The organism is Halalkalicoccus sp. NIPERK01 (genome assembly GCF_030287405.1).
Lineage (GTDB): Archaea > Halobacteriota > Halobacteria > Halobacteriales > Halalkalicoccaceae > Halalkalicoccus.
The window spans coordinates 26,617-49,302 of the sequence record NZ_JASVVV010000009.1 but is presented as its reverse complement, the minus strand read 5'-3'; the positions used below and the strand labels follow the sequence as shown (position 1 = coordinate 49,302).

23 protein-coding genes and 1 pseudogene are annotated in these 22,686 nt (G+C 56.5%); 8 read left to right on the top strand and 16 right to left on the bottom strand.

Annotated elements, in window-relative coordinates; translation table 11 throughout:
• Positions 1-413: 413 nt before the first annotated feature.
• Positions 414-1,079, bottom strand: a complete 666-nt coding sequence (locus tag QRT08_RS17805; protein ID WP_286047330.1) for a hypothetical protein — start codon at positions 1,077-1,079, stop codon at positions 414-416.
• A 321-nt stretch (positions 1,080-1,400) separates the two neighbouring features.
• Between QRT08_RS17805 and QRT08_RS17800 the strand changes: the two genes are divergently transcribed.
• Positions 1,401-1,676, top strand: coding sequence for a hypothetical protein (locus tag QRT08_RS17800; RefSeq protein WP_286047329.1), 276 nt, complete (start codon positions 1,401-1,403; stop codon positions 1,674-1,676).
• Positions 1,677-1,777: 101 nt separating this feature from the next.
• Here the strand turns inward: QRT08_RS17800 and QRT08_RS17795 are convergent, their stop codons facing one another.
• Entirely contained in the window at positions 1,778-1,924 is a 147-nt protein-coding gene (locus QRT08_RS17795; protein WP_286047328.1) for a hypothetical protein, read from the bottom strand.
• A 923-nt stretch (positions 1,925-2,847) separates the two neighbouring features.
• The gene (locus tag QRT08_RS17790; protein ID WP_286047327.1) at positions 2,848-3,504 is read right to left on the bottom strand and encodes a hypothetical protein; all 657 of its coding nucleotides are present in this window, start codon (positions 3,502-3,504) and stop codon (positions 2,848-2,850) included.
• A gap of 100 nt (positions 3,505-3,604) precedes the next feature.
• Between QRT08_RS17790 and QRT08_RS18960 the strand changes: the two genes are divergently transcribed.
• From QRT08_RS18960 to QRT08_RS17780, 3 genes are all read left to right on the top strand, one after another.
• Entirely contained in the window at positions 3,605-3,805 is a 201-nt protein-coding gene (locus QRT08_RS18960; RefSeq protein WP_369684860.1) for a KH domain-containing protein, read from the top strand.
• 197 nt (positions 3,806-4,002) lie between these two features.
• Positions 4,003-4,314 carry an MBL fold metallo-hydrolase gene (locus tag QRT08_RS17785; protein ID WP_286047326.1) on the top strand — a complete coding sequence of 104 codons (312 nt, stop codon included), beginning with the start codon at positions 4,003-4,005 and terminating at the stop codon, positions 4,312-4,314.
• A gap of 292 nt (positions 4,315-4,606) precedes the next feature.
• A complete protein-coding gene (locus tag QRT08_RS17780) occupies positions 4,607-5,059 on the top strand; it encodes a MaoC/PaaZ C-terminal domain-containing protein (protein WP_286047325.1) in 453 nt (150 codons plus the stop codon).
• A 9-nt stretch (positions 5,060-5,068) separates the two neighbouring features.
• Here QRT08_RS17780 and QRT08_RS17775 read toward each other — a convergent pair whose 3' ends face one another.
• The 8 genes from QRT08_RS17775 to QRT08_RS17740 form a co-directional block, all read right to left on the bottom strand.
• Positions 5,069-5,482: a VOC family protein gene (locus tag QRT08_RS17775; RefSeq protein WP_286047324.1), complete on the bottom strand. Its 414-nt coding sequence runs from the start codon at positions 5,480-5,482 to the stop codon at positions 5,069-5,071.
• Entirely contained in the window at positions 5,475-5,801 is a 327-nt protein-coding gene (locus tag QRT08_RS17770) for a Zn-ribbon domain-containing OB-fold protein (protein WP_286047323.1), read from the bottom strand. The genes QRT08_RS17775 and QRT08_RS17770 overlap by 8 nt, the downstream gene beginning before the upstream one ends.
• A gap of 1 nt (position 5,802) precedes the next feature.
• The gene (locus QRT08_RS17765; protein ID WP_286047322.1) at positions 5,803-6,957 is read right to left on the bottom strand and encodes a thiolase domain-containing protein; all 1,155 of its coding nucleotides are present in this window, start codon (positions 6,955-6,957) and stop codon (positions 5,803-5,805) included.
• Complete coding sequence (locus QRT08_RS17760; protein WP_286047321.1) at positions 6,954-8,618, bottom strand: class I adenylate-forming enzyme family protein; 1,665 nt, start codon at positions 8,616-8,618, stop codon at positions 6,954-6,956. Before QRT08_RS17760 ends, QRT08_RS17765 begins: the two co-directional genes overlap by 4 nt.
• Positions 8,619-8,670: 52 nt before the next feature.
• The gene (locus tag QRT08_RS17755; protein ID WP_286047320.1) at positions 8,671-10,227 is read right to left on the bottom strand and encodes a sodium:solute symporter family transporter; all 1,557 of its coding nucleotides are present in this window, start codon (positions 10,225-10,227) and stop codon (positions 8,671-8,673) included.
• 404 nt (positions 10,228-10,631) lie between these two features.
• Positions 10,632-10,862, bottom strand: coding sequence for a hypothetical protein (locus tag QRT08_RS17750; RefSeq protein WP_286047319.1), 231 nt, complete (start codon positions 10,860-10,862; stop codon positions 10,632-10,634).
• 8 nt (positions 10,863-10,870) lie between these two features.
• A complete protein-coding gene (locus QRT08_RS17745) occupies positions 10,871-11,536 on the bottom strand; it encodes a helix-turn-helix domain-containing protein (protein WP_286047318.1) in 666 nt (221 codons plus the stop codon).
• Positions 11,537-11,582: 46 nt separating this feature from the next.
• Complete coding sequence (locus tag QRT08_RS17740) at positions 11,583-13,145, bottom strand: AMP-binding protein (RefSeq protein ID WP_286047317.1); 1,563 nt, start codon at positions 13,143-13,145, stop codon at positions 11,583-11,585.
• A gap of 184 nt (positions 13,146-13,329) precedes the next feature.
• Between QRT08_RS17740 and QRT08_RS18955 the strand changes: the two are divergent.
• A pseudogene (locus QRT08_RS18955) lies at positions 13,330-13,685 on the top strand (hypothetical protein); the annotation flags it as partial.
• A 98-nt stretch (positions 13,686-13,783) separates the two neighbouring features.
• On the opposite strand, the gene QRT08_RS17735 reads toward QRT08_RS18955, so the two are convergent.
• Positions 13,784-14,332 (bottom strand): DUF8170 family protein, encoded by a 549-nt coding sequence (locus QRT08_RS17735; protein ID WP_286047316.1) that lies wholly within the window; start codon positions 14,330-14,332, stop codon positions 13,784-13,786.
• A 129-nt stretch (positions 14,333-14,461) separates the two neighbouring features.
• On the opposite strand from QRT08_RS17735, the gene QRT08_RS17730 reads away from it, so the two are divergent.
• From QRT08_RS17730 to QRT08_RS17720, 3 genes are all read left to right on the top strand, one after another.
• Positions 14,462-14,875: a MarR family transcriptional regulator gene (locus QRT08_RS17730; RefSeq protein ID WP_286047315.1), complete on the top strand. Its 414-nt coding sequence runs from the start codon at positions 14,462-14,464 to the stop codon at positions 14,873-14,875.
• Positions 14,876-15,129: 254 nt separating this feature from the next.
• Entirely contained in the window at positions 15,130-15,453 is a 324-nt protein-coding gene (locus tag QRT08_RS17725; RefSeq protein WP_286047314.1) for a DUF6788 family protein, read from the top strand.
• Positions 15,454-16,737: 1,284 nt separating this feature from the next.
• Positions 16,738-18,063 (top strand): orc1/cdc6 family replication initiation protein, encoded by a 1,326-nt coding sequence (locus QRT08_RS17720; RefSeq protein ID WP_286047313.1) that lies wholly within the window; start codon positions 16,738-16,740, stop codon positions 18,061-18,063.
• An 803-nt stretch (positions 18,064-18,866) separates the two neighbouring features.
• On the opposite strand, the gene QRT08_RS17715 is transcribed toward QRT08_RS17720, so the two are convergent.
• The 4 genes from QRT08_RS17715 to QRT08_RS17700 all read right to left on the bottom strand — a co-directional run bounded on the left by QRT08_RS17715 (position 18,867) and on the right by QRT08_RS17700 (position 22,271).
• Positions 18,867-19,772, bottom strand: a complete 906-nt coding sequence (locus QRT08_RS17715) for an immunoglobulin domain-containing protein (RefSeq protein ID WP_286047312.1) — start codon at positions 19,770-19,772, stop codon at positions 18,867-18,869.
• 55 nt (positions 19,773-19,827) lie between these two features.
• The gene (locus QRT08_RS17710) at positions 19,828-20,031 is read right to left on the bottom strand and encodes a DUF8008 family protein (RefSeq protein ID WP_286047311.1); all 204 of its coding nucleotides are present in this window, start codon (positions 20,029-20,031) and stop codon (positions 19,828-19,830) included.
• A gap of 101 nt (positions 20,032-20,132) precedes the next feature.
• Positions 20,133-20,726 (bottom strand): hypothetical protein, encoded by a 594-nt coding sequence (locus QRT08_RS17705; RefSeq protein ID WP_286047310.1) that lies wholly within the window; start codon positions 20,724-20,726, stop codon positions 20,133-20,135.
• A 432-nt stretch (positions 20,727-21,158) separates the two neighbouring features.
• Positions 21,159-22,271, bottom strand: a complete 1,113-nt coding sequence (locus QRT08_RS17700) for an acyltransferase (RefSeq protein WP_369684859.1) — start codon at positions 22,269-22,271, stop codon at positions 21,159-21,161.
• Positions 22,272-22,686: the final 415 nt, after the last annotated feature.

Here is a 22,686-nt window from a genome sequence, read left to right as displayed (position 1 = left end):
TCATCGAATATCCTCCAAATAATTCCTGAAATATACTACCCCAATTCATTAATCTCGATCACAAATTTTATCTATATGTTTAATGTTATAAATTAGATTATATATTATATCGGATTCTGTGGTTCCTCCGACCTCCTATCAGGACCTAGATCAGGGGCAGTTGGTCCAGTCCCTCCTAATAGCCACTCCCAGACCACTCTACGGATATCTTCATCACTTAGTTGGGAGGAAGGTCTTTGCGGTCTTGAATCCCGTGGAGTTGCTGTAATCTGCTGCAGCCACACCGGTGGCCACTGGTTAATAGCTTCATCAGATTCGGAGAGTAATTGGGCCAGCAATTTGTCCTGTTCGGCAAGGGTTAGCTCTGCAATACGTTCTTGGATTTCAGGTATTTCTGGTGACATGATGACTTTCTAAGGGCATAACTTGTCGCAGGCAGTATATGCGGCGAATACCGCTATTCCTACCCCAATCCCTCCGGCCACACACCCGACAACTGTTGCACAGGCACCCGCGACAGCTGCTGCTCCCTCTTTTGCACCGAGAGCTACTCCGCCAGCACATGCGGTTTCGCATACATCAAGCGCTACTGGTCCGGTACCAGACTGGCCCATTCCGAACTCTTGGAATTCAGATCGATCAGGTAATTCTGGATCCTCATCAAGGGCTGTTAAAAAAGCATTCATTGTAGTTATTGAAGACGCAAGTTGCCAAAGTGGGGGTTTCTCATCTGAGATCTCGCTTTCCGAGAGGGTAGATACGTGTACCTGACCTGCTTCATCTATGAGGAAGTCCGCTAATAGCTGATCTTCAAATCTGACTTCTGAATACAGTTCTCTCGCGGAGCCACGACTTCGGATTTCTCCTACTTCATTTTCTTGTGTCTCAAACTGGATTGTGACTTCTGTCGGTCGTCCTAGACCAGAATGAGTTTTCACTCTTAGAGAGTTCAGCTGGTTCTGTGGGTTAAGATCTATTTCCCTCTCACGTGGTTGACGCTGTTCTAATCCTCGAATTATTTCTCTACGATTAATAGGGGATAGTTCTCGTACTCGCATTCTTATGTCCTCTGTTGACATAGGTCATGGATATCAGGTAGTACATTGACAAGTATCTTGCGAAGATGTGCTTCAGATGAAATGGAATAATATGCGTTCGTCCGGGTCTGGTCGATGTCCTCGCGGTCCAGCCGGACTTCTCGCTCGTTCCCGGTGATCAGGGCATGAGCGTGGTCTGGGTCGTTCTGGTCGATATACACGGCGTGGGCAATTTGGGAGGTCGCTCTACTGAGAATTACACTGACGCTTGATAGGCAACGTACGTGGCGTTCCTCCATCGGGCTCCATCTTGCAATCAATGCGCTAACCCTCAGGTTCCTCTCTGGGTTTCGGGAGGACTGCATGCATCAGCAGTCGCAATTCGATACCCTTGAGTGTCCAGAGGGAATGCTCGATAACGATTTTGCGATCACGCTACTGCACGAGTATGCTCACGCGATGCTCCGTTTCGGCGTCACCGACAAGAATGAGCGGTCGAAGCCGGGGTCATCGCGTACACCGGCGGCCGGGATTGCGACCTTGATACAAGTGGTTCAGCGTTCTATTTTGTCGCGTGGAGAGGGCGACGATACTGAGATGATTCAGGATCGGCTCAGTCTCCCGGCGAAGTGGGAATGACGTAGCCGTCGTCGATCGAGGGTGGAACCGATCGATAAAGGACCGCGATGAGACTGTAGTAGCGATTCCTAACGGCGAAATTCTCGATGTAGACGCCGTCATCACGCCGAATGAAGCTCCTCCAACCGCTCGATCCAGTTATGGACCCACGAGTAAAAGCTATCGATTTGCTGGGCGATCCGGTGAATTGAATCTCCCGGCCGGATCGCGACCACGACCTTCGCCGCAGTCTCGTCGACGTACTCCATCGTCGCTAGTCATCGATATTGAATCTAATTAACAGATACCCTGTCTCGCCTCTGGCAGCCCAGTCCACCCAGTGGTCAAGCAGCGGGTGACTACTCAACAGAGGATCCGATTGTCGCTATTCGTTAAGTACGTCTATCTGCACCCGCCGAGGAATGGAGGCGCAGTTTCCATCGCCATCGATCCAGACCGACCAGTACCTACCTCCCGTACTCTAGGTGGCGGATCGAGTAGCAGAACACCACGACCACGTTGCCCAGTCCACGGACCATCCGGACCACGAGTATCGTCGTACGCAGTGCTCGGGCTACTCGACGGCAAGACGGATAAAATGTCGGTGGACGTACCGCAGATTGACGGTGTTACTATCGGACACGGAGCGGACGAGGCAGTGTGCGAGCGCTGGAGCGACGACATCGAGCGGGTTGGAGACTGTTCCATCACAGGAAGCGCGCACCTGCTTCCGGGTGTACGATCCCGACGAGTACGAGACCGTTCTCCCCGGATCTTCAGCGATGGATGGCTCCAACTCAGGGCGTGTCTGGACTGATAGCGCTGCCGCCTATGGCTCCTCCGATCATTACGAGCGTCACGAAGTGCACTACCGCTGGCGAATGGGCGTCCGATCGAAGAGCTGCTCGACTTCCTCCTTCGGTGGGATGGCTACAGCCCCGACGTCGCCCTTCGCCGGATCGAGGGCGGCGCAGAGGCCGCTCGCGTGCCAATCGCGGGCCGAACGCGCTCCGTGGTGCGCGAGGAGTTCGTCACGGCTGGCTGTGAGGCCACGCTCACCCCGGTGTCGGCGCTGACGGTGCAGGGACGATGGGGCACGTCCCCGTTATGGCCACGTGTTGGGAGTGGGCCGACACCGCCGACGAGGCGCTCGCGCTCCACGGGTTCGACGCCGACGGCGTACTGGTGTTCACTAGTCGGTGAGGGCTGTCGATACCCCCTCTTCGATGTCCTCGAGACAGTCCTCGATCTCTCCTCGGAGGTTCTGGTCACCAACGACCGATCCATTAGCGAATATGGCACATGTCTGATCGGACTGTGACACACGAAGCGTATCGGTCTCCGGATCGTACTGCACCTGATAGTCAAAGGCGCTGAGCAAAGCAGCGGGTGCTTGTAACGCGGGAGGCGTATAGACGGGATCGAGGAGTGCTTTGAGTGCCTCTTCGTAGGCCAGTCCCGCCTCCTCAGCCGCGGTGAGCGTGCCTTCGACCGAGCGAAGCCGTGAGAGGGGCCGAGGTGCGAGTGGAAGCTGCTGGCGTTCAACGCCGGTCGCAAGGGCCGTTGGATCGTCTCGGTGCGTGAGCAGTCCGTACATCTCGAGGTCTTGCCAGTATGCGAGGAGACCGATGTCGGTCGAAGCTGACCGCGAGCGAGGATGGGTCGGCGCCAGATCGAGCCCTGTGGCTGCTCCCAGCGCTCGGCTGTCGTCGATTTTGATGAGGACGAGGAGATACCCAAGCGGATCGCTCGGATCGGTCCGCTCCATACGGAGCTCGCGTTCGAGGACACGGTCGCCGGGCGAGAGGTCGATGGTGGGAGTGGTTACACTCATCGCCTGGAAGACCATCGTGTGGATACATAAAGTAATCTGAGCGATTTTGGAAATTCCAACACACGTACTGTCTAGATGAGAAACATGACGAGGGCAGGCGCCGCGTCTGCATAGAGTGAACGACACTCCCCGCCAGCGGGACACGGTGAGTGATCAATCAGCCCCCATCCATACCGAGATACCGTCCACGTTTGCGGAGCGCGACGGATTGGCTCGGAAGCTCGCCAGCGCGGTCCAAAAGCGATTCACGATCCGTCCCGCCCCAGGTCCCAGGCAAGCCCATCTGCGGCGAAGCTCTGGATTCTCGAGCTCATAGTTGACGAGGCTGGCATCACAAGTCTACGATCCGATCCGCCTACCCCGCCGTCGCGGTAAAGGGGAATACACGCCGCCGTACGGGAGCGCAGAGTGAGGAACTCAAACACAGGATCCGATTACGGTCGACTACGGGACTGTCGCCGACTTCGCGCCCGCCATCACGCTCACGTTCTGCGACGCCGGCCACATCCTCGGGTGGGCCTCGCACACGTCCGCGTCAGTGACGGTTTCCACAACGTCGTCCGCTCGGATGGCGTCGACTACCCCGAGACGCGCCTGTTCAACGGCGCATCGAACGACTTCCCACGCGCCGAGACACTCATCATAGAATCGACCTACAGCCGGCGCACTGACTTCCAGATGGATCAGGACGACAGTGAGCGCAAACTCATCGAACTAATCAACGACACGCACGAGAAGAGTCGAACGATGGTTATTCCAGCGATCGCAGTCGGTTGCTCACGAGAGCTGCTGCGCGTCCTGGAGAAAACGATGCGGGAGGGATAACTCCCGAAACTGCCGATCTATGTCGACGGAATGATCCGTGAGGCAACGGCGATCCACACGGCGTATCCAGAGTTCCTCCGTGACGGGATCGGGCGTTCCGTCGACTCTCTTGGTCGGAGAGCGACCAGTATGAGTCAAGAACGTACGAGCCACTTCGCGAGTTCGGTGGGTGAGGGATTCGCTGATTCACAGGGCGCTAGGAATGCTCACAGACAACCTCAGTGGGAATCAAGGCGTCTGAACCCAGTGGACGACCGACCGAATTATCTAATGACACCGCAACACGGGTCGTATGTGTAACCTGCATTACGACGACTTCGTTGTCGGTGAAATCTACGAGTTCGGTGACGTCGAGATTACCAAGAAAGAGATCGTCGAGTTCGGTCGGCAGTACGATCCCCTGCCATTTCACACGGACGATGCTGCTGGCGCGGAAACGCCGTTCGACGGCGTCATCACTAGCGGATTACAGACGTTCGCACTGTCTCAGCGGCAGATCGTCGATAATCTCTACGGGAACGCTCGTATCTTGGGAAGCGTCGGATTCGAGGACGTCTCGTTCCCTAACCCTGTCGGCCCAGGGGACAGGCTCTCCACCACCCTAGAGGTCCTTAAGAAGCGCCCGTCCAAAAGCGACCCGACACGCGGACTCGTCGCGCTTGAGCGGACGGTTCGAAATCAGCACGACTCGGTCGTCCTTCGAGCGGTCAACAACGTACTCTTCGAACGAAAAACCAGTAACTAGTCGAGAACTCTAGATCACTTCTTCATCGCGCTCAACTAGCTCGATGTTCACGCCATTACCGGCCGCTTGTTCGAGGAACGCGACGCTTGCACCTCCGGCTCCTTGACGAGGAGCTGGATCGCGAAGTCCAATACCTGCTCGTTTGAGATCTTCGAGCACGCCCTCAATGTCCTCAACGCGAAACGCAATGTGGTGAAGGAATCCGGAGTGGTCCTGTTCTACGAGAAGTTGTGTGAACTCGTCGTCTGCGAGCGGTTCGACAAGTTCGATCAGTTCGGTGCCATTGCTCATGAACGCGATCTCAACACCGAACTCCGGGACGCGTTCTGTCTTTACCAGTTCGATGCCGAGCTGTTCGTAAATTCCTCTTGAGGACGTAATGTCCTCGACGAGCACGCCGATGTGATCGATTTGTTCAACCATGGGTCTCGAAGTAGAATGTACCACGTCGCTCTTCGACGAACTGTACGTCGTCGCCGAGGTCTGGATCCGAGCGGTCGGTAAGGCGTGCCGTCACCCGGGCGGTCTCGTCAGTACCGACATCGATGACACAGACCTCGTACGGGGCGTCATCTTCGACCTCCGCGCCTGGAACCCGTATCGTCGTCGTCGCGTAGACGGTTCCGTGTCCAGATATTGAATGGGGATCCATCTGTTCGCTGAGACACTCGCGGCAAACGGCTGTACGATGACCGTAGATGTTTCCACACTCCACACACTTTGTGGCTGGGAACTGATTCATGTTATTTCCTCCCAAGGACACTAACTGTACAGACCGCACCGCTGCCGCCTAAATTGTGGGTGAGACCTGTCTGTGCGTCCGCAACTTGGTTTTCGTGGTCCCCGTTCAGTTGTCGACAAATCTCATAGATCTGTCCAAGTCCTGTCGCGCCAACGGGATGGCCTTTCGAGAGGAGTCCGCCGCTGGGATTAATGGGAATCTCGCCGTCGACTGCGGTGTCCCCGGCTGCAGCAGCGGCCGCGCCCTCTCCCTTCGGGAAGAACCTCAGATCCTCAGAGTCGCCGACCTCTGCTGAGCTGAAGCAGTCGTGAAGTTCGACGACGTCAATATCGGCCGGCGTAACGTCAGCCTCGGAGTACACCCGGCTAGCCGCAGTACGGGTCGCCTCGAATGTCGTGAGGTCATCGTAGCGGTAGGCACCACTGCGTCCAGACGTGTGGGCCGTCGCGAGCACCTCGATCGGATCCGACGTAACCGAGGGTGCCATATCGCTCGCCGTCAGGACGACTGCCGTCGCCCCGTCGGCTGCCGGACAACAGTCGTATAACCGGAGAGGGTCGGCGATCGGCTCTGATTCCATCACGTCATCGATTGTAATCGGCTCGCGAAATCGGGCTCGGGGGTTCTCAGCTGCATTCCGCCGGTTCTTCACCGCAACTTTCGAGATATCTTCGCGGTCAACGCTGTACTCGTGGAGATATCGGCTCGTGAAGAGTCCGTAGAACCCTGGGAAGGTCAGTCCTGTCTGCCCTTCGGTCGTCCCATCAGCGGCAGCTGCGAGGGCTTGTGTGAACTCTGCTGTTGGGACGCCGGTCATCTTCTCGACGCCGACAACGACAACAACATCGTGAACGCCCATTGCAATCTGCTGGCGCGCCTGGTGGAACGCGATTCCGGAGCTAGCACAGGCACCCTCCGTCTTCATGACCGGAATGTCCTCGAGCCCAACGGCGTCGGCAACCAGTGCCGCGAGCAGTTCCTGGCCCTCAAGCATCCCGGCTGCGAAGTTCCCAAGAGAGAGCGCTTCGACTGCCGACCGCTCGAGACCTGATGAATCAAGCGCTCTCGCCACTGCCTTCGTAGCGAGGTCTTTGATCCCGTCATCGTGAACGCCGTACGTCGTTGTGCCGCGGCCGACGATCGCGACGTCCCTCATATCGATGCCTCCCACTCGGATAGCTCCGCCTCGCGGTCCCAGCCGTGGTCGTCGTGCTCGGCCTCTTCATTGGCCAGTTGAACCCGTTTGATTCGTTCGCTCGGCGTCCGTGGGAAGGTATCGACGAACTCGACGTACCGTGGGACCTTGTGGCTCGCAAGTTGGCCGGCGACCTGCGAGACGATGTCTGCAGGAGTCAGGTCTGGAGAGGTTCGGTTGACCAGTACCTTCACCTCCTCGCCACGGAGATCGTCCGGGACGGGGATGATCGCTGACTCTTCGACATCGGGGTGCTCGTCGATCACGTTCTCGATCTCCTGAGCCGAGATATTCTCTCCGCTTCGCCGGATCATGAACTTCTTCCGATCGACGTAGTAGTAGTAGCCCTCGTCGTCGCTGCGGGCGATGTCTCCCGAGTAGATCACTCTCTCACGGAGCGTTTCCTTAGTCTTTGCAGGCATGTTCCAGTACTCAAGCATGGCACCGGGATCGGTCCGGATCAGTTCGCCCTTTCTGCCCGGTCCGACCTTGTTCCCGCCGTCGTCGATTAGTGTCACTTCGTGTCCCAGGTCCGGGAACATCGGTTTTCCGATCGCGCCCACCTTGATCTCGTCCTCGTCGGGGTGGTTGAGGATGAGCGTGGGGCTCTCGGTCTGGGAGTAGAGCTGGACGACGGTGAGGTTGAACTTCTCCTCGAAGTGCTCCCACAGCTCCATCGAGATCGGACCGATCGCGATCTCGAGGTCGTTCTCCGGGATGTCCTCGGCGTCGTAGGCGGAATCGAGGATTTTAGGTAGCCCTCCGAGGACGTTGATTGAGGTGACGCCATAGGTCGCAATCTCGTCCATGAACTTGCTCGCGCTGAACCGATCCGAGAGGACGTACTCCCGGCCGGCGATCAACGGACCCAACATCGAGTAGAACTGGTTGTTCCCGTGGAACAACGGGAAGCCGTTGTAGTTGACGTCATCGTCCGGCAGCGGTGCGCCGAGGAAGCTCTTCGCGCCCAGCAGGAACGACTGGTTAGAGAGCACCGCGGGCTTCGGAAGGCCGGTCGTGCCCGACGTCGAGAGGATCGCCATCGGATCGTCTGCGCCGACCGCCACGTCCGGGTTCGTCTCGGGTACCTGCTCCGCTAAGTCGTCGAGGAAGTAGGTGTCGACGCCCTCGAGGTCCGCGATCCGGTTGTAAGCGTCCGCGTCGATCGCGATCACACGCTCGATCGCATTGTGATCGGCCGCCACCTCGGTGATGTTCTCTAGGATCAGCTCGTCCGACTGAGCGAGGATCGTCGACACGCCCGCGGAGTCAAGCGTGTGTTCGACCTCCCGGGCGCGGTACTCCCAGCTGATCGGCGTCTCGATCGCCCCGAGCTTCGCGCATCCGAAAATGCCCGCGACGTACTCAGGGCGGTTCGTCAGGTAGAGCCCGACGCGATTGCCAAAGCCGACCCCGATCTCGGCCAGAGCGTTGGCAACGCGGTTGGCCCGACGGTTCATCTCCGCGAACGTGGCTGTCTCGCCGGTCGGCGCGTACGTGAAGTACCGTCGATCCGACCACAGGTCGGCGGCCGTCTCGAGGACGTCCTTGATTGATTCTTGTTCCCTGATTTCCGGGTGAAGTGTGTCCTGAACGGTCTCGTAGTCGTAATCGTCCGTCATTTGTATTTGTTGAATCGTATTTGGTGTCGAGAGTTACTTTGCTGGAGGGTCGTCAGTCGTCCGACACCTCGTCGGGCTCCGGTCGGTTAGCGACGGAACCGTCAACGTTCAACCGCTCTTGGTAGAAGATCTCGTTGAGGAAGCTCCTGTCGAGCGTCTGGCTGGTGACGAAGCTCAGCAGCGGGACGAGGACGAAGCTGACAATGATTCCTAGACCCGAACCGCGCCACGGCACCGTCCACAGCGTCAGCCCTAGCGTCTGACCAAGACCGAAGTAGCCGATCGTGTGGATCGAGAACCCGACGACGGCACTAACCTTCGCCGCGGTCGGCGTGACGCCGTCCCAGATGGAGCCCCAGAGAAGGATTGGAACGAACGCGGCCGCAAACGCGCCGATGCCGACCCACATTAGCCCGGTGAGGAAGTTCGGCGGATTGAACGCAATGATCAAGGCCACGACGGCCATGACGAGGATCATCAGCCGGGTTCCCAAGTTGGTCTGGCGATCCAGGGTTGCCTCGTCGATGTTCCACTCAAGCAGCGGCACAAGCGTGTCCTTGTACAGGTCGTTCGACACGGCGATCGCGCAAGTGAGGAACAACCCCGCGGTCGTTGACATGATGGCGGCGAAGATCGCGACCCCGACGAACGCGTAGACAGCGTCCGGGACGACCTGCGAAACGAGGACAAGCGTCGCAATGTCGGCCGTCTCGAGGTTCGGCGCGACAGCGCGCCCAGCTAAGCCGCCCACCAGCATCAGCCCGTACATCACCGTCATGAACAGCAGCGCGACCAGGAGGGTCCACTTGACGTTCTTCTCATCGTCGAGGGCCATCCAGAGTCGGGACAGTTGCGGGGTGAGCGCGAACAGCCCCAGCGCGAGGAAGATGGCGGGCCCGTTGAACGCGCTGAAGTGGGGTTCCCCGAACATCGAACTCGCACCGAGACTCGCGTCCTGGGCGGCGACGGCGGCGTTCATGTCACCGATTCCTCCGACGGCGACGAAGCCGGAGACGATCACGATTACGCCCAGGATGAGCATAAATGCACCCTGGATGGCGCTGTTCAGGATTTCCGCGTGGGCACCGCCGATCATCACGTACGCGACGATGATCGCGGCACCGATCAGGATGCCAGTGGTATAGGTCAGCGGCGTCATCTCCGTGATGGCGAGGCTCGCCCCGGCGAACTGCCCAGCAATGTAGAACGCTAGGAACAGCGTGACGATCGCCGAGAACGCGCGTAAAAACGGGCTCTGGAATCGCTTCCCGAAGAAGTCCGGAAGCGAGTTCGCCTCCAGATCACGGCTGAACCGGTTCAGCTGGTACGCAGAGACGGCCCACGCGATTACCATTAGTCCGTACCCGTAACCGTACCACATTCCGGACCAGCCGTAGCTGTAGACGAGGCCTGGGTTCCCCAGCGTTGCCGCCGCACTACACGCGGTCGCACCGACCGCGAGACCAATCCAGACCGGGCCGTAACTCGTCGGTGCCACGATGAAGTCGCGCAACCCCTTCGTTCGTTTCGTCGCGACGTACGTCAGGACAAACAGCAGTCCAAGGAAGAGGATTCCAAAGACCGCTGTCCAACCGTACAGCCCAATCACGCCGACCTACCCTCCGTGAACTCAAGTGTGTCCTCGTACCCGGACTTCACGACCCACCTGATGTATAACCCCAGAACGATCCACGTCGTGATCATCACGCCTGCGGTAATGTATATCATTATCATGCTGTGCGTGATTCGATTGTTTCGAGCACTACAATAGTTCCTGTCGCGATAAGATGTGATATATATCGATGATTATATACTGGACGCAGAACGGGTGTCGAGCGGTCGATTCGAGCCGACAACTAGGTGAGATCCTGGATGAACAGGAAGTCGTCTTGGATGGCGACCTCGCCGCGGATCGCATCGGCGAGCAGGTGCTCCCACGCGGTCGATCCAATCGCGACCTCCCCTGTCGCCATCCGGTCTGAAATGACGAGTGCGATCCGATCGACTCCGTGGTCACGAACGCGATAAGACGGTTCGCCGGCGTTTCAGTACCGCGAATGAGCGGCACTCCCACCCCTCCCTTATCGTCGTGCACACGTGCCGACAGCCGGTCCACCCGCCGTTATCAGAGCCCTCTGGGGCGTGAACGACGAACGTTCGCTCCCTTTCCGGAGGGTGGTCCCGCTCAAGGATCGTCAGAACATCGGCTTGCTCCGGCGACTCAATCGCGACCAGCGTCGTCATCTGCTCCCCTACTCGTCGTCAATGTCGCTAAACAGGATCTCCAGCAGCCCGTACTGCGCCTTCCGTAGTTTCGTGCTGAGGGTCGATTGACTAATGTCGAGTCGGTCGGCCACGTCCTCGCTCGTCGCCGTCTGGGGCACCGCGTAGTAGCCCATCCGAAACGAGGTTTCCAGCGTGGTCAATTGGTCGTCCGTCAGTTTCCCGCGGACTGTGTACTTCAGCCGGTCCGTCTCAAGCGGGTAGGTGAGCCCGTCGACCTGCGTCGTTCCCACTAGCTCGAAGGAGCTGTACGCCGACTCGATCTCATCGGCGAACTCCTTGAGGTGGTCCCAGTCGCGGACCGAGACGATCGCTTTGAGTCTTCCCTCCTCAACGTGGATCCGATGGGGGATGGCGCCGTTCATTGCTATCGTCTTGAGGATGAACCGCTCGGACTCCTCGACTAGCAAAAGTACGTACCAGACGGACGATGTCTCGTGTATCCTCGCAGCGCCGAGCACCTCCACGCCGGTGAACTCCACGAGGCGAGCTTCGAGGTCTACGTCCGACACGGTCGTCATCGTAAGGAACTCGAGCCAGGCGTTCTCGCCGGCGTGGATCGCATTGTCAAGTTCGACGCCCGTCAGCTCAGCGACTCCTTCGACGAGCCGCTCCAGCCCCCCCAACGCTCGCATCTGAAATTCGATACGTAGAATCCTGATCACCCCCTGTGCCCGGCGATTACCAGTACGGTTTCCGGAGCGACTTCTTGTCTATCTTCCCGTACGGCGTCTCCGGCAGCTTACCGACGGTATCCATCGATTGAGGGATCTGGTGCTCCTTGAGGCCCATTTCACGACAGAACTCTTGGATCGACTCGAGCGAGATGTCATTCTCCATGACGACGATCGCCTTGATGACCTGTTCGATGTCGAGCTGGTTCCCGCTCAAAACGTCAAATGTCTCCCGGTGCTTCGGAATCCCGATTATCGCAACCTGGTGGATCTCTGGATAGCGTTGCACGACATTCTCCACTTCACTTGGGAAGACGGGCTGTCCGTTCGAGATGATCACGTCCTGAATGCGGTCGAACACGTACAGTCGGCCGTCGTCGCCAATCCGGCCAAGGTCCCCGGTGTAGATCCGGTTGCGCTCGCCGACAAGCGGCTCTCGGGACCAGTATCCTTTCATCGCGTACGGCGACGAGACGACGATCTCCCCAACGTCCCCTTCCCACCGATTTTCCGGGTCGGCGATCGAGACGTCCGCGAGTTGGACCGGATAGCCCGCCGACAGCAGTGCGTCCTCACGCTCGGGATCGTGATCGGCCTTCGAGAGTACTGACACGAGGTTCGGGACCTCGGTGAGGCCGTACAACTGGATGAATACCGGCCCGAGCCGATCGATCCCTTCCATGAGGACGACCGACGGAATCGATGACGCGCCGTAGACTAATGTTTCCAGCGAGCTTGTCTCTGCGTCGTCGAGATCTGGATCGTCGAGCAGCTGAGATATCATCGTCGGGACGAGGAACGACCAAGTGATCTGGTCATCCTTGACCGTTTCAAGAAACTGTGACGGATTATACTCCTGTTCGAGGACGATCGTTCCTCCCTGAGCCAAGATCGCTCGAGCAATATATCCCGCAGAATGACCGAGCGGCGTCGTGAGTAGCGCTCGTTCTCGTTTCCCGATCTCGAGTTCTGCGATATGAGAGTAGGTGTTGAGGAGCAATCCACGATGCGTGTGCATCGCGCCTTTTGGCTCGCCCGTTGTTCCCCCGGTATAGTATATGGCGGCAACGTCCTCCGAAGATGGGTTCACGGTCGGCACGTCGCGATCTGCCTTGGATAACAACTCGTCGAAGCTGTGGAATCCGATCGGGAACTCCGATCCGTCCTCGACCCCAATAATATGATCGAGGTCGAAGGATGCATCCTGTTGGAGGGCTCGCCCGATCGAAAAGAATGTTGGTCCGAGTACGAGGGTCCGTGCCCCGGCGTCATCCAAGATCGATTGAATCGAGTCCGAGTCTAATTCACTATTCAGTGGAATTATGGTCGCACCGGCGCGTATTGCAGCAATTTCCGTTATCAGATATTCCGGTCGGTTCTTCATCATAATTGCAACGCAATCGCCCGGATTCATTCCCATCGATTGGAAAGCGTTCGCGATCCGTCCCGTCCGCTCCTCAATCGTTGCATACGATAACGTTTCACTCCGGAAGGAAACGGCGATACGATCATCGTACCGATATAACAGTTTATGATAAAATTCTGTGAGGGAGGGTATTTCGTTGTTCATCCGTGTTCACCCAAGGAAAGATTCTGTACGATATTGATCGATAACTCAACCATTTTACTTAAATCACTCGTTCGCGCTACTTGACTGGTAGCGCCGGCGTGATGGTGTACTCACAGTCGTCGGTGGCTATTGTCACAGTCAAATCTCTCTCATGGGCGGTGGACCTCCTATGGCTCCAAGGCGTCCGGTCGAAGATCTCTTCCAAGATGGTGATCGCGGTCCTGACGCCGTCGCTCCGGATGGAGGATGCACAGGTAGATGTCCGGGTCCGAATGGTCACCTCAGCGGACGACGACCTGACCGACGATCCCGAACCCCGCACTCGTCGCGCGGTCACCGAGGGATGTCGGTCTCGCCGCTTGAGAACGGGAGTCGGTACGAGGGACAATCCGCGTCCGGAACCGCTACGAGGTCGACGTGATCGGTGAATCATGTCCCTGTGCGGACTGGCAACAGCGAACGCCGGCTGGCGGCTGCACACATAGGCGTCGTATCGACCACAAAATCAAGCGTGGGCGTGTCCCTCAACCGGGTGGCTGATCCTCGGCTGACGCGGATTGGCCGTGATTAACCAACAAATCGGCCGGATCCTCGTTGGTGTTGGTTAACGCCGTTGGACAGATCGGTTTCGTCTGCTGTCACGGGAGTTCCTCAGTCACGTCAACGAGGTCCGCTTCGGTCTGCCAGCGATACAACCGCCCGTCCCGGTCGAACAGCTCGAAGACGCCGTCCTGCATCCAGCCGAACGGCTGTTCCTCATCCTCGTACGCTCGCTTGAGAACGTGACTTTTGGAGAAATACTCGGTCGTGCCGACGAGCAATCCCTGCTCGACGAGGAAGTCGCTCGGTTCCTTTTCGGCAACGCCGACGAGGTACGTCACGATATCGGCAATCAGGCAGAACTTCTGGATGCTGTTGTCCCACTCGCCTCGGATATCGACCATTCGGAAGGCGTATGCGTCGGTACGTCGGTTGAGGCGATCCACTACGAGGTTCAACCGCCGGATTGGTTCCCGGTCGTAGTTCCCGAGGACGAAGTACGACCGGTCGTTCTCGTAGACAGGGGTCAACTCGCTCAAGGCATGGAGAATTTCCTCGTTGTCCGCCAGTGAGATCTCCTCGTCGTCGAGTCGGTTCTTGATGCTCGTGAGGACCTCGTCGGGGACGGGCGGCTCCTCGTTGAACATATACTGCCCTTCTCGAAGCCGCGAGATATGGTTTATGGAGTAAATTACTCATTTAGTCGTATCTTGGTTTACTCTAGAGTGTTTTACTCAAGGGTAAACTACTTGGCGTCAGAGAGTGAACTGTGACGTATGAGTACCGATCTGGGTAGTGCTGGCGGGAGGGAAACCCGCGAGCTCGTCCACTTCGTCACCCAGCAGACGCGGTTCGCACTCATCAATAACATCCTCCAGCATCCCGAGCAACTCCCCTCGATGTACGAACTCGAAGAGCTCAACCCCAGCGTGAGCGATGCCACCGTCTACAAGCACATCCAGAAGCTAATCGACGCCGGCATTGTCAAGGAGGTCGCCTTGGACGACAACCAGCGCCGACAGGGCTATCCTTGGAAGTTCTACGGTCTCACCGAGGACGGACGGACATTCCTCGAGGAGCACAATCTGCTCGACGCGGAGGAGACCCTCCAGCAGATCTACGAGACCATCGCCGACAAGCCCGAGAAGATGGTCAAATACGAGAACGCCCCCCGCCCCGCTGATCCGTAACCCGCCCCCGAAACTGCTCAGTGCGGTCGAGCGTGTCCATGATGGCGATGATCGTATCGACACGCTCGATAGTGGCGAAGACCTCACGGTTGATGTACCCCAGTCCGCTGTAACGCAGCACGAAACTGGCCGATAAACGAGTTTCAGCGGGTGTTATACCATGCTGGCGAGCCGGCTGGAGTGGGGATGTCGCCGACTTAACCAACAAACCTATGCGTTCGGCGTCTATGTTGGTTAATACGGATCGACCTCATATGTCCTCCGAGCCACCGACACCACCATCAGAACTGCCCGCAGATGTCGTCGACACGCTTGGCGAGTATTCGCCCGCGCTGCTCCGTCGCGTTGCTCGTTATGCCGAGGAACTCGCCGAGTACCGAGAGCGTGAGGCTTGCCTCGCTGAGAAGGACGATGAAGACGAGATCGAAGAGCACTCCGACGACCTCCCTGAGGACGTCCCCTCGAAAGCGACGATCACGATCAAGGAGATCAACAACAATCGGTACTACTACTGGCAATGGAGAGAAGGGGACAAGGTCAAATCCAAGTACAAAGCACCAGTCAATTCGAGCGAATGAATTCACCAACAATCGTTGTCGTTCCTACATTTCGATTATCGATGAACGCGGCGCTGGCACGTCCCACTTTCGGGACCTCGTTTACGATGTCCTAACAGACGAACCACGAAGCGAGGAGAGGGGCATCAGTTCTGGAGTTCACGCCAGGGTACGGATATGTCCACGTCGTTCCGGCCCAGTCCATTCGGAATTACCTCGAGAATCTCGTCCATCGTCATCCGCATGTGTTCGAACGAGCCATACAGGAGCTCAAAAGCGATCGTGAGATGTACCCCGCGTTCTTAACCAACGAGACTGTTGAAAGGCGGCTTTTCGTTGGTTACCTGGAGGTAGAGCCTCCAATCGGCTTATAATCGGAGACACGAGGATTGTGCGCATCGACGTACAGTGACGTAGATTTCGATGAATCGCATTCTGATCGTCGAGATGCGAAGGCTCACCCCTATCGACTTGTTCACCGGGACCACGTGCGTACACAGAGTCACCTCTATCGATTTGTTCAGGAGCGCATCTACAGGCAGTCTGATCCACGTGGAGGAACACGCCTGAGTTACAGGGTAGAACTGTGAACGGGGAAGCAACGACTAATGAACGAATTCTGGATGTTGCAGTGCTGACTCTGGAATCACCCTCTCACCCCTATCGATTTGTTCACGCAGCAAAGAGCGCTACGGGAGCAGTTTGACACCGATGGAAGTTACGGAATCTGCCGTCATCAGGAGCTTTTCCCGTATCTCCACATTTATAGGATCGCCTTCGACGTTTTCGAGAGATGGGGGCGATGTAGAACAAATCGATAGAGGAGACTGGACGGGTTAGAAGCGAGTCTAAGGGCTTGTATTGAAGATACAGGTACCAACCCTCCCCAGGCTACAGGTAGCTTGTTTAAGTTAAGAAACGAAGTCAAATAGGACGACTCCGATAGTTTCAAACAAATCGATAGGGGTGTGTTTACTCTAGCTAGACTAGTGCTAGAACTAGTAGAAAGAAGAATAGATAGAGAGAACAACAACCTCATCCACCGAAACATTCGGCTTTGGGTGGTAATAGCATGCTCAAGATCAAGTCACCCCCTCCCTCCGTTGTGGATAGAACAAATCGATAGGGGTGAGAGGGTGTCCTTCATTCCTCGCGAGACCGTCCAGAGAAACCCCTCCTAACAAATCGTCGGAGGTTTACAAGCAAAATACTAGAACTCTTTGATTCTCTGCCTCTGAGCGTCACAGCGGTAGAAAAGAAATCGACGGGGGAATCTTTTAGTATCCTGATAGAGTGGGGTGGGGTATGCCTACAGATCCTGGTCCCGAGGAAACACCCGAGTCCACGGGTTCTATCAAGGACCTCATTCTGGAGCAGGAAGAAGCCGCGAGTCTCATCAAAAATCGGTCTCTTCTCGAACCAAACGAGATCGTCGACGAGGAGCGTATCGTCGGTCGTGATTCCCAACTCACCGACATCACCCAGCATCTTCGCGTCGCGATCAGCAACGAACGTCCCCCGAATCTTTTCCTCTATGGCCCGTCAGGGACTGGGAAGTCACTCATCATCAACGCTGTTTGTGCGAACATCGTCGAACTCTGCGAAAGCCGTGATATTAGATTCGGCGTGATCCAGATGAACTGTCAGAACGTCGGCACACTCGGCTCAGCCGTCTATGAGTTGGCTCGAAAAGTCGCAAACGACGTCGAAGCGACCGTCGAGGTCCCAGAACACGGCATCCCAAACAAGAAAAAATGGCGAGAACTCTATCGGCTAATCAACGAGCACTACGACACAGTCGTATTCGTTCTTGACGAACTCGATATGCTCGTCGGTCGGCGAGATAAGGACGAGCCGGCCTTCTCTCGTCTGCTTTACCAGCTGTCTCGTGCTGGGAGCACGGACGAGATCACCGCCCAGGTCTCGGTGATCGCCATCACCAACGACACGAAGATGATGGAGAACGTTGGCAGTCGAGCGCTCAGTTCGTTTACGCCCGAGGACATCCACTTCAGCGACTACGACGCCAATCAGCTCCGAGAGATCCTTCGAGCTCGGAAGGACGCTTTCCATGAAGGAGCTCTCAGTAACGACGTGATCCCACTAGCAGCAGCGTTCGCTGCCCAAACGAATGGGGACGCACGGAAGGCAATCGACCTCATGCGAACAGCAGGGGCAATCGCTGAGAAAGCAACTGCGGACCAGGTCCGAGAAGAACACATTCGAGAAGCCCAGGACAAAGTCGAGAAGAACCGCGTTCTTGAAGTGACTCGTGGGATTAGCACTCAGAAGAAGCTCTGTCTCTTCGCGACTGCTGCCGTTGCTCGGGAAACCGGGACTGGTGCAGCGAAAAGTCCGTTCGGCTACCGAGTGTATCAGTATCTGACGGGAACACTCGGTGCAGATCAGTACCACCAGGAGACGTACGTGAACAAGATGAAGGAACTCACGACGTATTCCTTGGTCGAGACAGAGCGGAAAAGCCAGGGGCCACATTCGGGAAGCTACCTTGAGTTTACGTTTGGAGAGAACCCGAACACCATCATCGAGACACTTCGGGAAGATTCGCGGCTGAAGGACGTCCACGTGGACGAACTACGGACCGTCGTGAAGGCTCAGATCGATCAGTAGCTCCTACGCAGAACAAATCGATAGGGGTGAGGGTGTTACACTGACCTCGTTCACACGACATCGGAACAAGTCGATAGAGGTGTGCCTCCAGCGATTGGTGGTTTCTCCCACAACAAATCGATAGAGGCGTCTCTCGCGCCACGTTTCGGTATTCGCAGGGGATATTCACTCGGTAGTGTGCTCGGAGCACGGGTGCAAGCAGAGCCGCCCCCATTTCACCTACTGGCGGTGATGATTCACTGATCGACGCTCACATTCATGTAGCTGCCTTTGATGACCTCCTCGAAGGGGTTGCCACGAACCAGGGATTCAGCGTCCGACACACTCTCGAGTACGATCTTGGAAACGAACCGCGTCTCTGACGCCCAGTTGGGCGTCCCAGGCTCAGGAACATGGACGAGTCGAATCACGTACGACCGATCCCTCGGTGGAATACCTTACAGCGACGGTATTCGTTAGCCGTTGGTCGGAAGTGGAACGGTAGGGTACGGCCGCCAACCGCCTTCACCTCAACGGGAACGAACTGGCTGATATCGAATTCTCGCCGTGGACCTGATCATGGACCAAACGGGTTGATTCGTCGACCCCGGTGCTCTGTTCACGCGTGGCGGTACAGAGTCTGACCAGTGGGTAATCCCGAAGCCCTCCATCTCTCAGGTGGTCACACCAGTCGACGATAGAATCACGTACCAACCCACCTCCGACAAAAGCAGCAGTAGTTCCTGGTCCCGGACCCGGTCGGCGGACGGAACAGACTCGAGAAACACGCTGTCGCGTCGAGCACTCTCGCTGAACTGCGAATTTCACTCCGTTAATGCAGCTCGAAGCGTTGACCCTGGGCACCCAAAGATCTCGTCGAACTCATCGGGCTGCATCGCCGCAAACGTCCGGAGGCCCTCTTTCGACGTGATTCCGTATTCAAGAGCGAGATAGTCCTTGGTCGCTGCTCCGATGCGAGGTAGTTGCGCGAGATCGTCCTCGTATTCCAGCTGGTGGCTCTCTAACCACTCGTGTGCCTGCGTGAGCGCTTCATCGGGCGTGAGTTCGTCTTCCGGCCCGGCCTCGATCGAGTACCCTTTTCGATACCAAACGGTTCGGCCGGCATCCGGCGCGTTACACGAGACAGTCGTACTCCCGTCTGGTGCGGGACTAATCGTGAGATTGAATCGTCCTGCGGAGACCCACCGGATGCGATTCGACGATGACTCCACAAGCTCCCATCCGGTGAACGAGTCTTCAGGGGTGAGATTCGCGAGCGGCCCGGTGTCCCCGAACGAACCGCCGGTCGCGAAGCCATCGAGATGGTTCGTCGCGATACTGGAGACGACGTCTCGATCGACACCGGTTTCTTTGGCGATGTCCATCGGGTCTGCGGTCCCGAGGAAGTCGTCGATCTCGGTGTAGTCGGCGTCAGCAAAGGCAACGAGCCGCTCGCGGTTCACGAGGCGCTCGTGATGGAGTCGATCGTCGATGCCTGTTTCTGTGAGATGCTGGAGGTAGTCGCGGGCGGTCGAATCAGCAATTCGGACGTGCGCTGTCGCTACAGCTCCCTGTTCGAGCGCGTCGACGAGCGTTGAGAGCGAATACGATGTCGTGACGAGTGCAGTCCACTCCTCGTCGTCCTCATCGAACAGCTCGAGATCGGTTTCTGGTTCGAAGTAGGGGGGTCGTTGCGTATCCGCAAATTCGAGCAGTGAAACGAGCGTCATTCTCAGTAGTATCTGCTAATCTCTCGCATAAATAGGGACGTGTCGCTCGGAGGACTCACGGAGAGGCCACACAGGAACGACTCGAGCGGGCGTACGCGGCGCCGTCGTCCTTGATGACCGTCTCGCCACGATCCGTCCCGACAGTGGGTGTATCGACGTTGGGCTCGACGTTCTTCGAGTGGAAGTGGACGTTTCTCTCGAGGTCGCGTGATTGGAGCTCCGTGACCGTCTTGCGGGTACTGCCGACCTTGCGGCGCAATGCTTCGAGTAGAACGTCTTGGTGGTCGACTGACTGGCGAGTGAGCTGGTACTACTGGGCTATTGGACCCGGGCTTCCAAGTGCGCTCGCGGTAATTACTCCTACGCGCCGTCGGAGTCTTCATCGAGACGGTCGTCGATAAACGATTGGGTCGTCTTTTCCATCGGTATGACGTCTTCGATGACGAGGCCGTCTTTGATATGGGAAACCATCGTTACGGCGTCGTAGATCGCTCGGGCGAGGTTAGTGTAGGTACCGCCGTGGACGTAGCCAACGGGCTCGTCTTCATCGGAGCGATAGGCGTAGCCCATGAGTTCGTAGCCGGGAGCGTACGTCGGCGTGGGATCCGACATTGGATCGGACTGTGGAGCGTGTTCGCTATAGACGAGGAGAACGCGCGATCGCGTCGAGGAGTCGACACCCGGCACTGGATACTCGCTAACCCATTCGATCGAGTGGGTTTCGATGACAGCATCAGTTACCGAGATGGACTGTTGGGAGCCATCCTCCTGGCGGTCGTGCTCGTCGGGAGAACGTAGTGTTTCATGGGTAATCCCGCTACAATCCCAGCCCGCTACATCAAGGAGGGCCACGAGTTCGGCCGATGATTCGAGCGGGGCGAACGGGGCATCGACATGGTTCGAGAGGTCGAATCGGGCGTCAGTCAGGAACTCAGGTAGGGTCGACATTGACACCACTAGTAAACAAAATGAGATGACATAACGTTTCGGGTAGTTGACGAAACGAGTGGTCTTCGGTAGCAACCGACTCCTTTATCTGTACACGCTATTTTTAGCAGTTCTTGGGAGCCAGAAAGTGCATACAATCGTGTCACTAGATCCTCTTGACACGGTCTGAGGTTGTACAAGGTTGCGTCTGACTCATCACACCGTGGTGTAATCTGCTTCCGAAGGTAGCACCGACGAAATCGTTTCTACTACCCACACTACTATTGTACGTAACTAGGGTTGTTCGTGGTTCGCTCTCGCGGACCCTTCTCGCTTGTATTGGATCGATGTCAGGACAGCACACTCCCTGTGGGGGTGTTCCTTGGCCTGATCCCAACGAGCGTGATCTCTGGTCGGCCACGCCGGGCTCGATAACAAGTACTGGGTTTCAGTAAGGGTTCAATAAGGCCATTGCTTCCGTATTCGATCAAGACGTGGTAGATGGTCTCCGTCAATTTCGATAAGCCCTGCTTTGTGGGCTGCAAGGTAGACGAAGAGGGCACCAAAGAAGGTCGTCGGCGTCAACAATAGATGCCAGAGGATAGTGTTGGTCGCCTCAATATCGATTTGACGCAATGGGCCGTCTGTGCGCTCTAATACGTACAGTACAGCAGGGTGGACGACATAGATGCCGACAGCGTATTTCCCCCATGACGGTACTGAAGTAGATCGGCCAAGATGCGGTCGTGAGAGCAGTAAGAGGAATAATGAGATCGTGAGGAATACAGTACTGATCGTATAACTCGCCGTATAGACCCCTTGGGCAAGCGTCTCACCTGTGAGGACATAGCCAAGGACGTATCGTTCTCCGATATGGAGAATGCTAAACAATATAGTAGCACCGAGATAGAATGAACTGTGTTCAGAGTCTGGTTGCCAATCGGATGAGGCAATCCAGTAGCCGAGACTAGTATAAAAGAACCCAAAGAAGAGTGCATCCCTCGTCGGAAAGGGAATATCGACGACCATCGTATAACTCGTTCCCAATAAGCCAATGACGTGAAGGCCTGCCGAAACGGGCAGTAAGTATTTCGTCGAATTCGATAGAATAGCGAGGCAAATGAACCCAAGCGAGAACAGTAATGCAGGGAGAAACCAGAGGATCTCTGAGACGGAGTTGCCGTAGTAGAGCAGACCGACTGGTGATATGAATTCGCCTATTTTAAGCAGACTACTGTGGAGTATCGCTTCGTTAGTGTCCCCGGCGCGTACGGCAGTCCCAGTAAGAAATACAGGAAATGCCAGCAAAAGCCCAAATATGTACAGTGAGGTGATAGTGGTCGCTCGCTTGATGAAGTACGTCGTTGGATCGCGGGAACCTACTTTGAGTGCGAAAAAATACCCAGAGGTTACGAAGAAGAACGGAACTGCAAATCGTGCCGTACTGTCTATTACAAAGTTGAGTGTATTGCCGTACACTCCCAGTCCTCTAAATGGGTCTGTATGGATCGAGACGATGAAGGCCATCGCGAGTAGTCGCATCGAATCGACACTCCATATTCGACCGGCCATTGGTTGAGAGGTGGCGGTTCTAGTTGTGAGCTTTTCGATTTATGGAGTAAGAGTTAAAATATCATGTAGGAAATGGACAGACCGCTCAGGATGACTCTAAAGAAAAAGCAGCGAGAGTTTCACGGGTCACCCGACCCGTGGTACTTCACGACGGAGGTAACAGCATGGCCGTGCAAGGGATTTTCTGGGAGTTGCCACTCCTGAATGAGTTCACTGATACGGGTTCACTAGATTCCCATTGTGCTGGAAGGGGACCCTTGTGCAACTGATCCTGCTGGGAATAGTACAACGTTGCACAAGGTACTGTCTGACTGATCACACCGTGGTGTGATATGCGTCCGACGGTAGAACTAGCAAATTCGTTTCTACACCCTCCACTACTCCTACACCAGGGTAAGGCTGTTCGGAGTTGTAA

Coding starts and splice junctions, on each gene's coding strand:
- QRT08_RS17805 (WP_286047330.1), bottom strand. CDS start 1,079: ATGTCAACAGAGGACATAAGAATGCGAGTACGAGAACTATCCCCTATT.
- QRT08_RS17800 (WP_286047329.1), top strand. CDS start 1,401: ATGCATCAGCAGTCGCAATTCGATACCCTTGAGTGTCCAGAGGGAATG.
- QRT08_RS17795 (WP_286047328.1), bottom strand. CDS start 1,924: ATGGAGTACGTCGACGAGACTGCGGCGAAGGTCGTGGTCGCGATCCGG.
- QRT08_RS17790 (WP_286047327.1), bottom strand. CDS start 3,504: ATGGTCTTCCAGGCGATGAGTGTAACCACTCCCACCATCGACCTCTCG.
- QRT08_RS17780 (WP_286047325.1), top strand. CDS start 4,607: ATGTGTAACCTGCATTACGACGACTTCGTTGTCGGTGAAATCTACGAG.
- QRT08_RS17775 (WP_286047324.1), bottom strand. CDS start 5,482: ATGGTTGAACAAATCGATCACATCGGCGTGCTCGTCGAGGACATTACG.
- QRT08_RS17770 (WP_286047323.1), bottom strand. CDS start 5,801: ATGAATCAGTTCCCAGCCACAAAGTGTGTGGAGTGTGGAAACATCTAC.
- QRT08_RS17765 (WP_286047322.1), bottom strand. CDS start 6,957: ATGAGGGACGTCGCGATCGTCGGCCGCGGCACAACGACGTACGGCGTT.
- QRT08_RS17760 (WP_286047321.1), bottom strand. CDS start 8,618: ATGACGGACGATTACGACTACGAGACCGTTCAGGACACACTTCACCCG.
- QRT08_RS17750 (WP_286047319.1), bottom strand. CDS start 10,862: ATGACGACGCTGGTCGCGATTGAGTCGCCGGAGCAAGCCGATGTTCTG.
- QRT08_RS17745 (WP_286047318.1), bottom strand. CDS start 11,536: ATGCGAGCGTTGGGGGGGCTGGAGCGGCTCGTCGAAGGAGTCGCTGAG.
- QRT08_RS17740 (WP_286047317.1), bottom strand. CDS start 13,145: ATGAACAACGAAATACCCTCCCTCACAGAATTTTATCATAAACTGTTA.
- QRT08_RS17735 (WP_286047316.1), bottom strand. CDS start 14,332: ATGTTCAACGAGGAGCCGCCCGTCCCCGACGAGGTCCTCACGAGCATC.
- QRT08_RS17730 (WP_286047315.1), top strand. CDS start 14,462: ATGAGTACCGATCTGGGTAGTGCTGGCGGGAGGGAAACCCGCGAGCTC.
- QRT08_RS17725 (WP_286047314.1), top strand. CDS start 15,130: ATGTCCTCCGAGCCACCGACACCACCATCAGAACTGCCCGCAGATGTC.
- QRT08_RS17720 (WP_286047313.1), top strand. CDS start 16,738: ATGCCTACAGATCCTGGTCCCGAGGAAACACCCGAGTCCACGGGTTCT.
- QRT08_RS17715 (WP_286047312.1), bottom strand. CDS start 19,772: ATGACGCTCGTTTCACTGCTCGAATTTGCGGATACGCAACGACCCCCC.
- QRT08_RS17700 (WP_369684859.1), bottom strand. CDS start 22,271: ATGGCCGGTCGAATATGGAGTGTCGATTCGATGCGACTACTCGCGATG.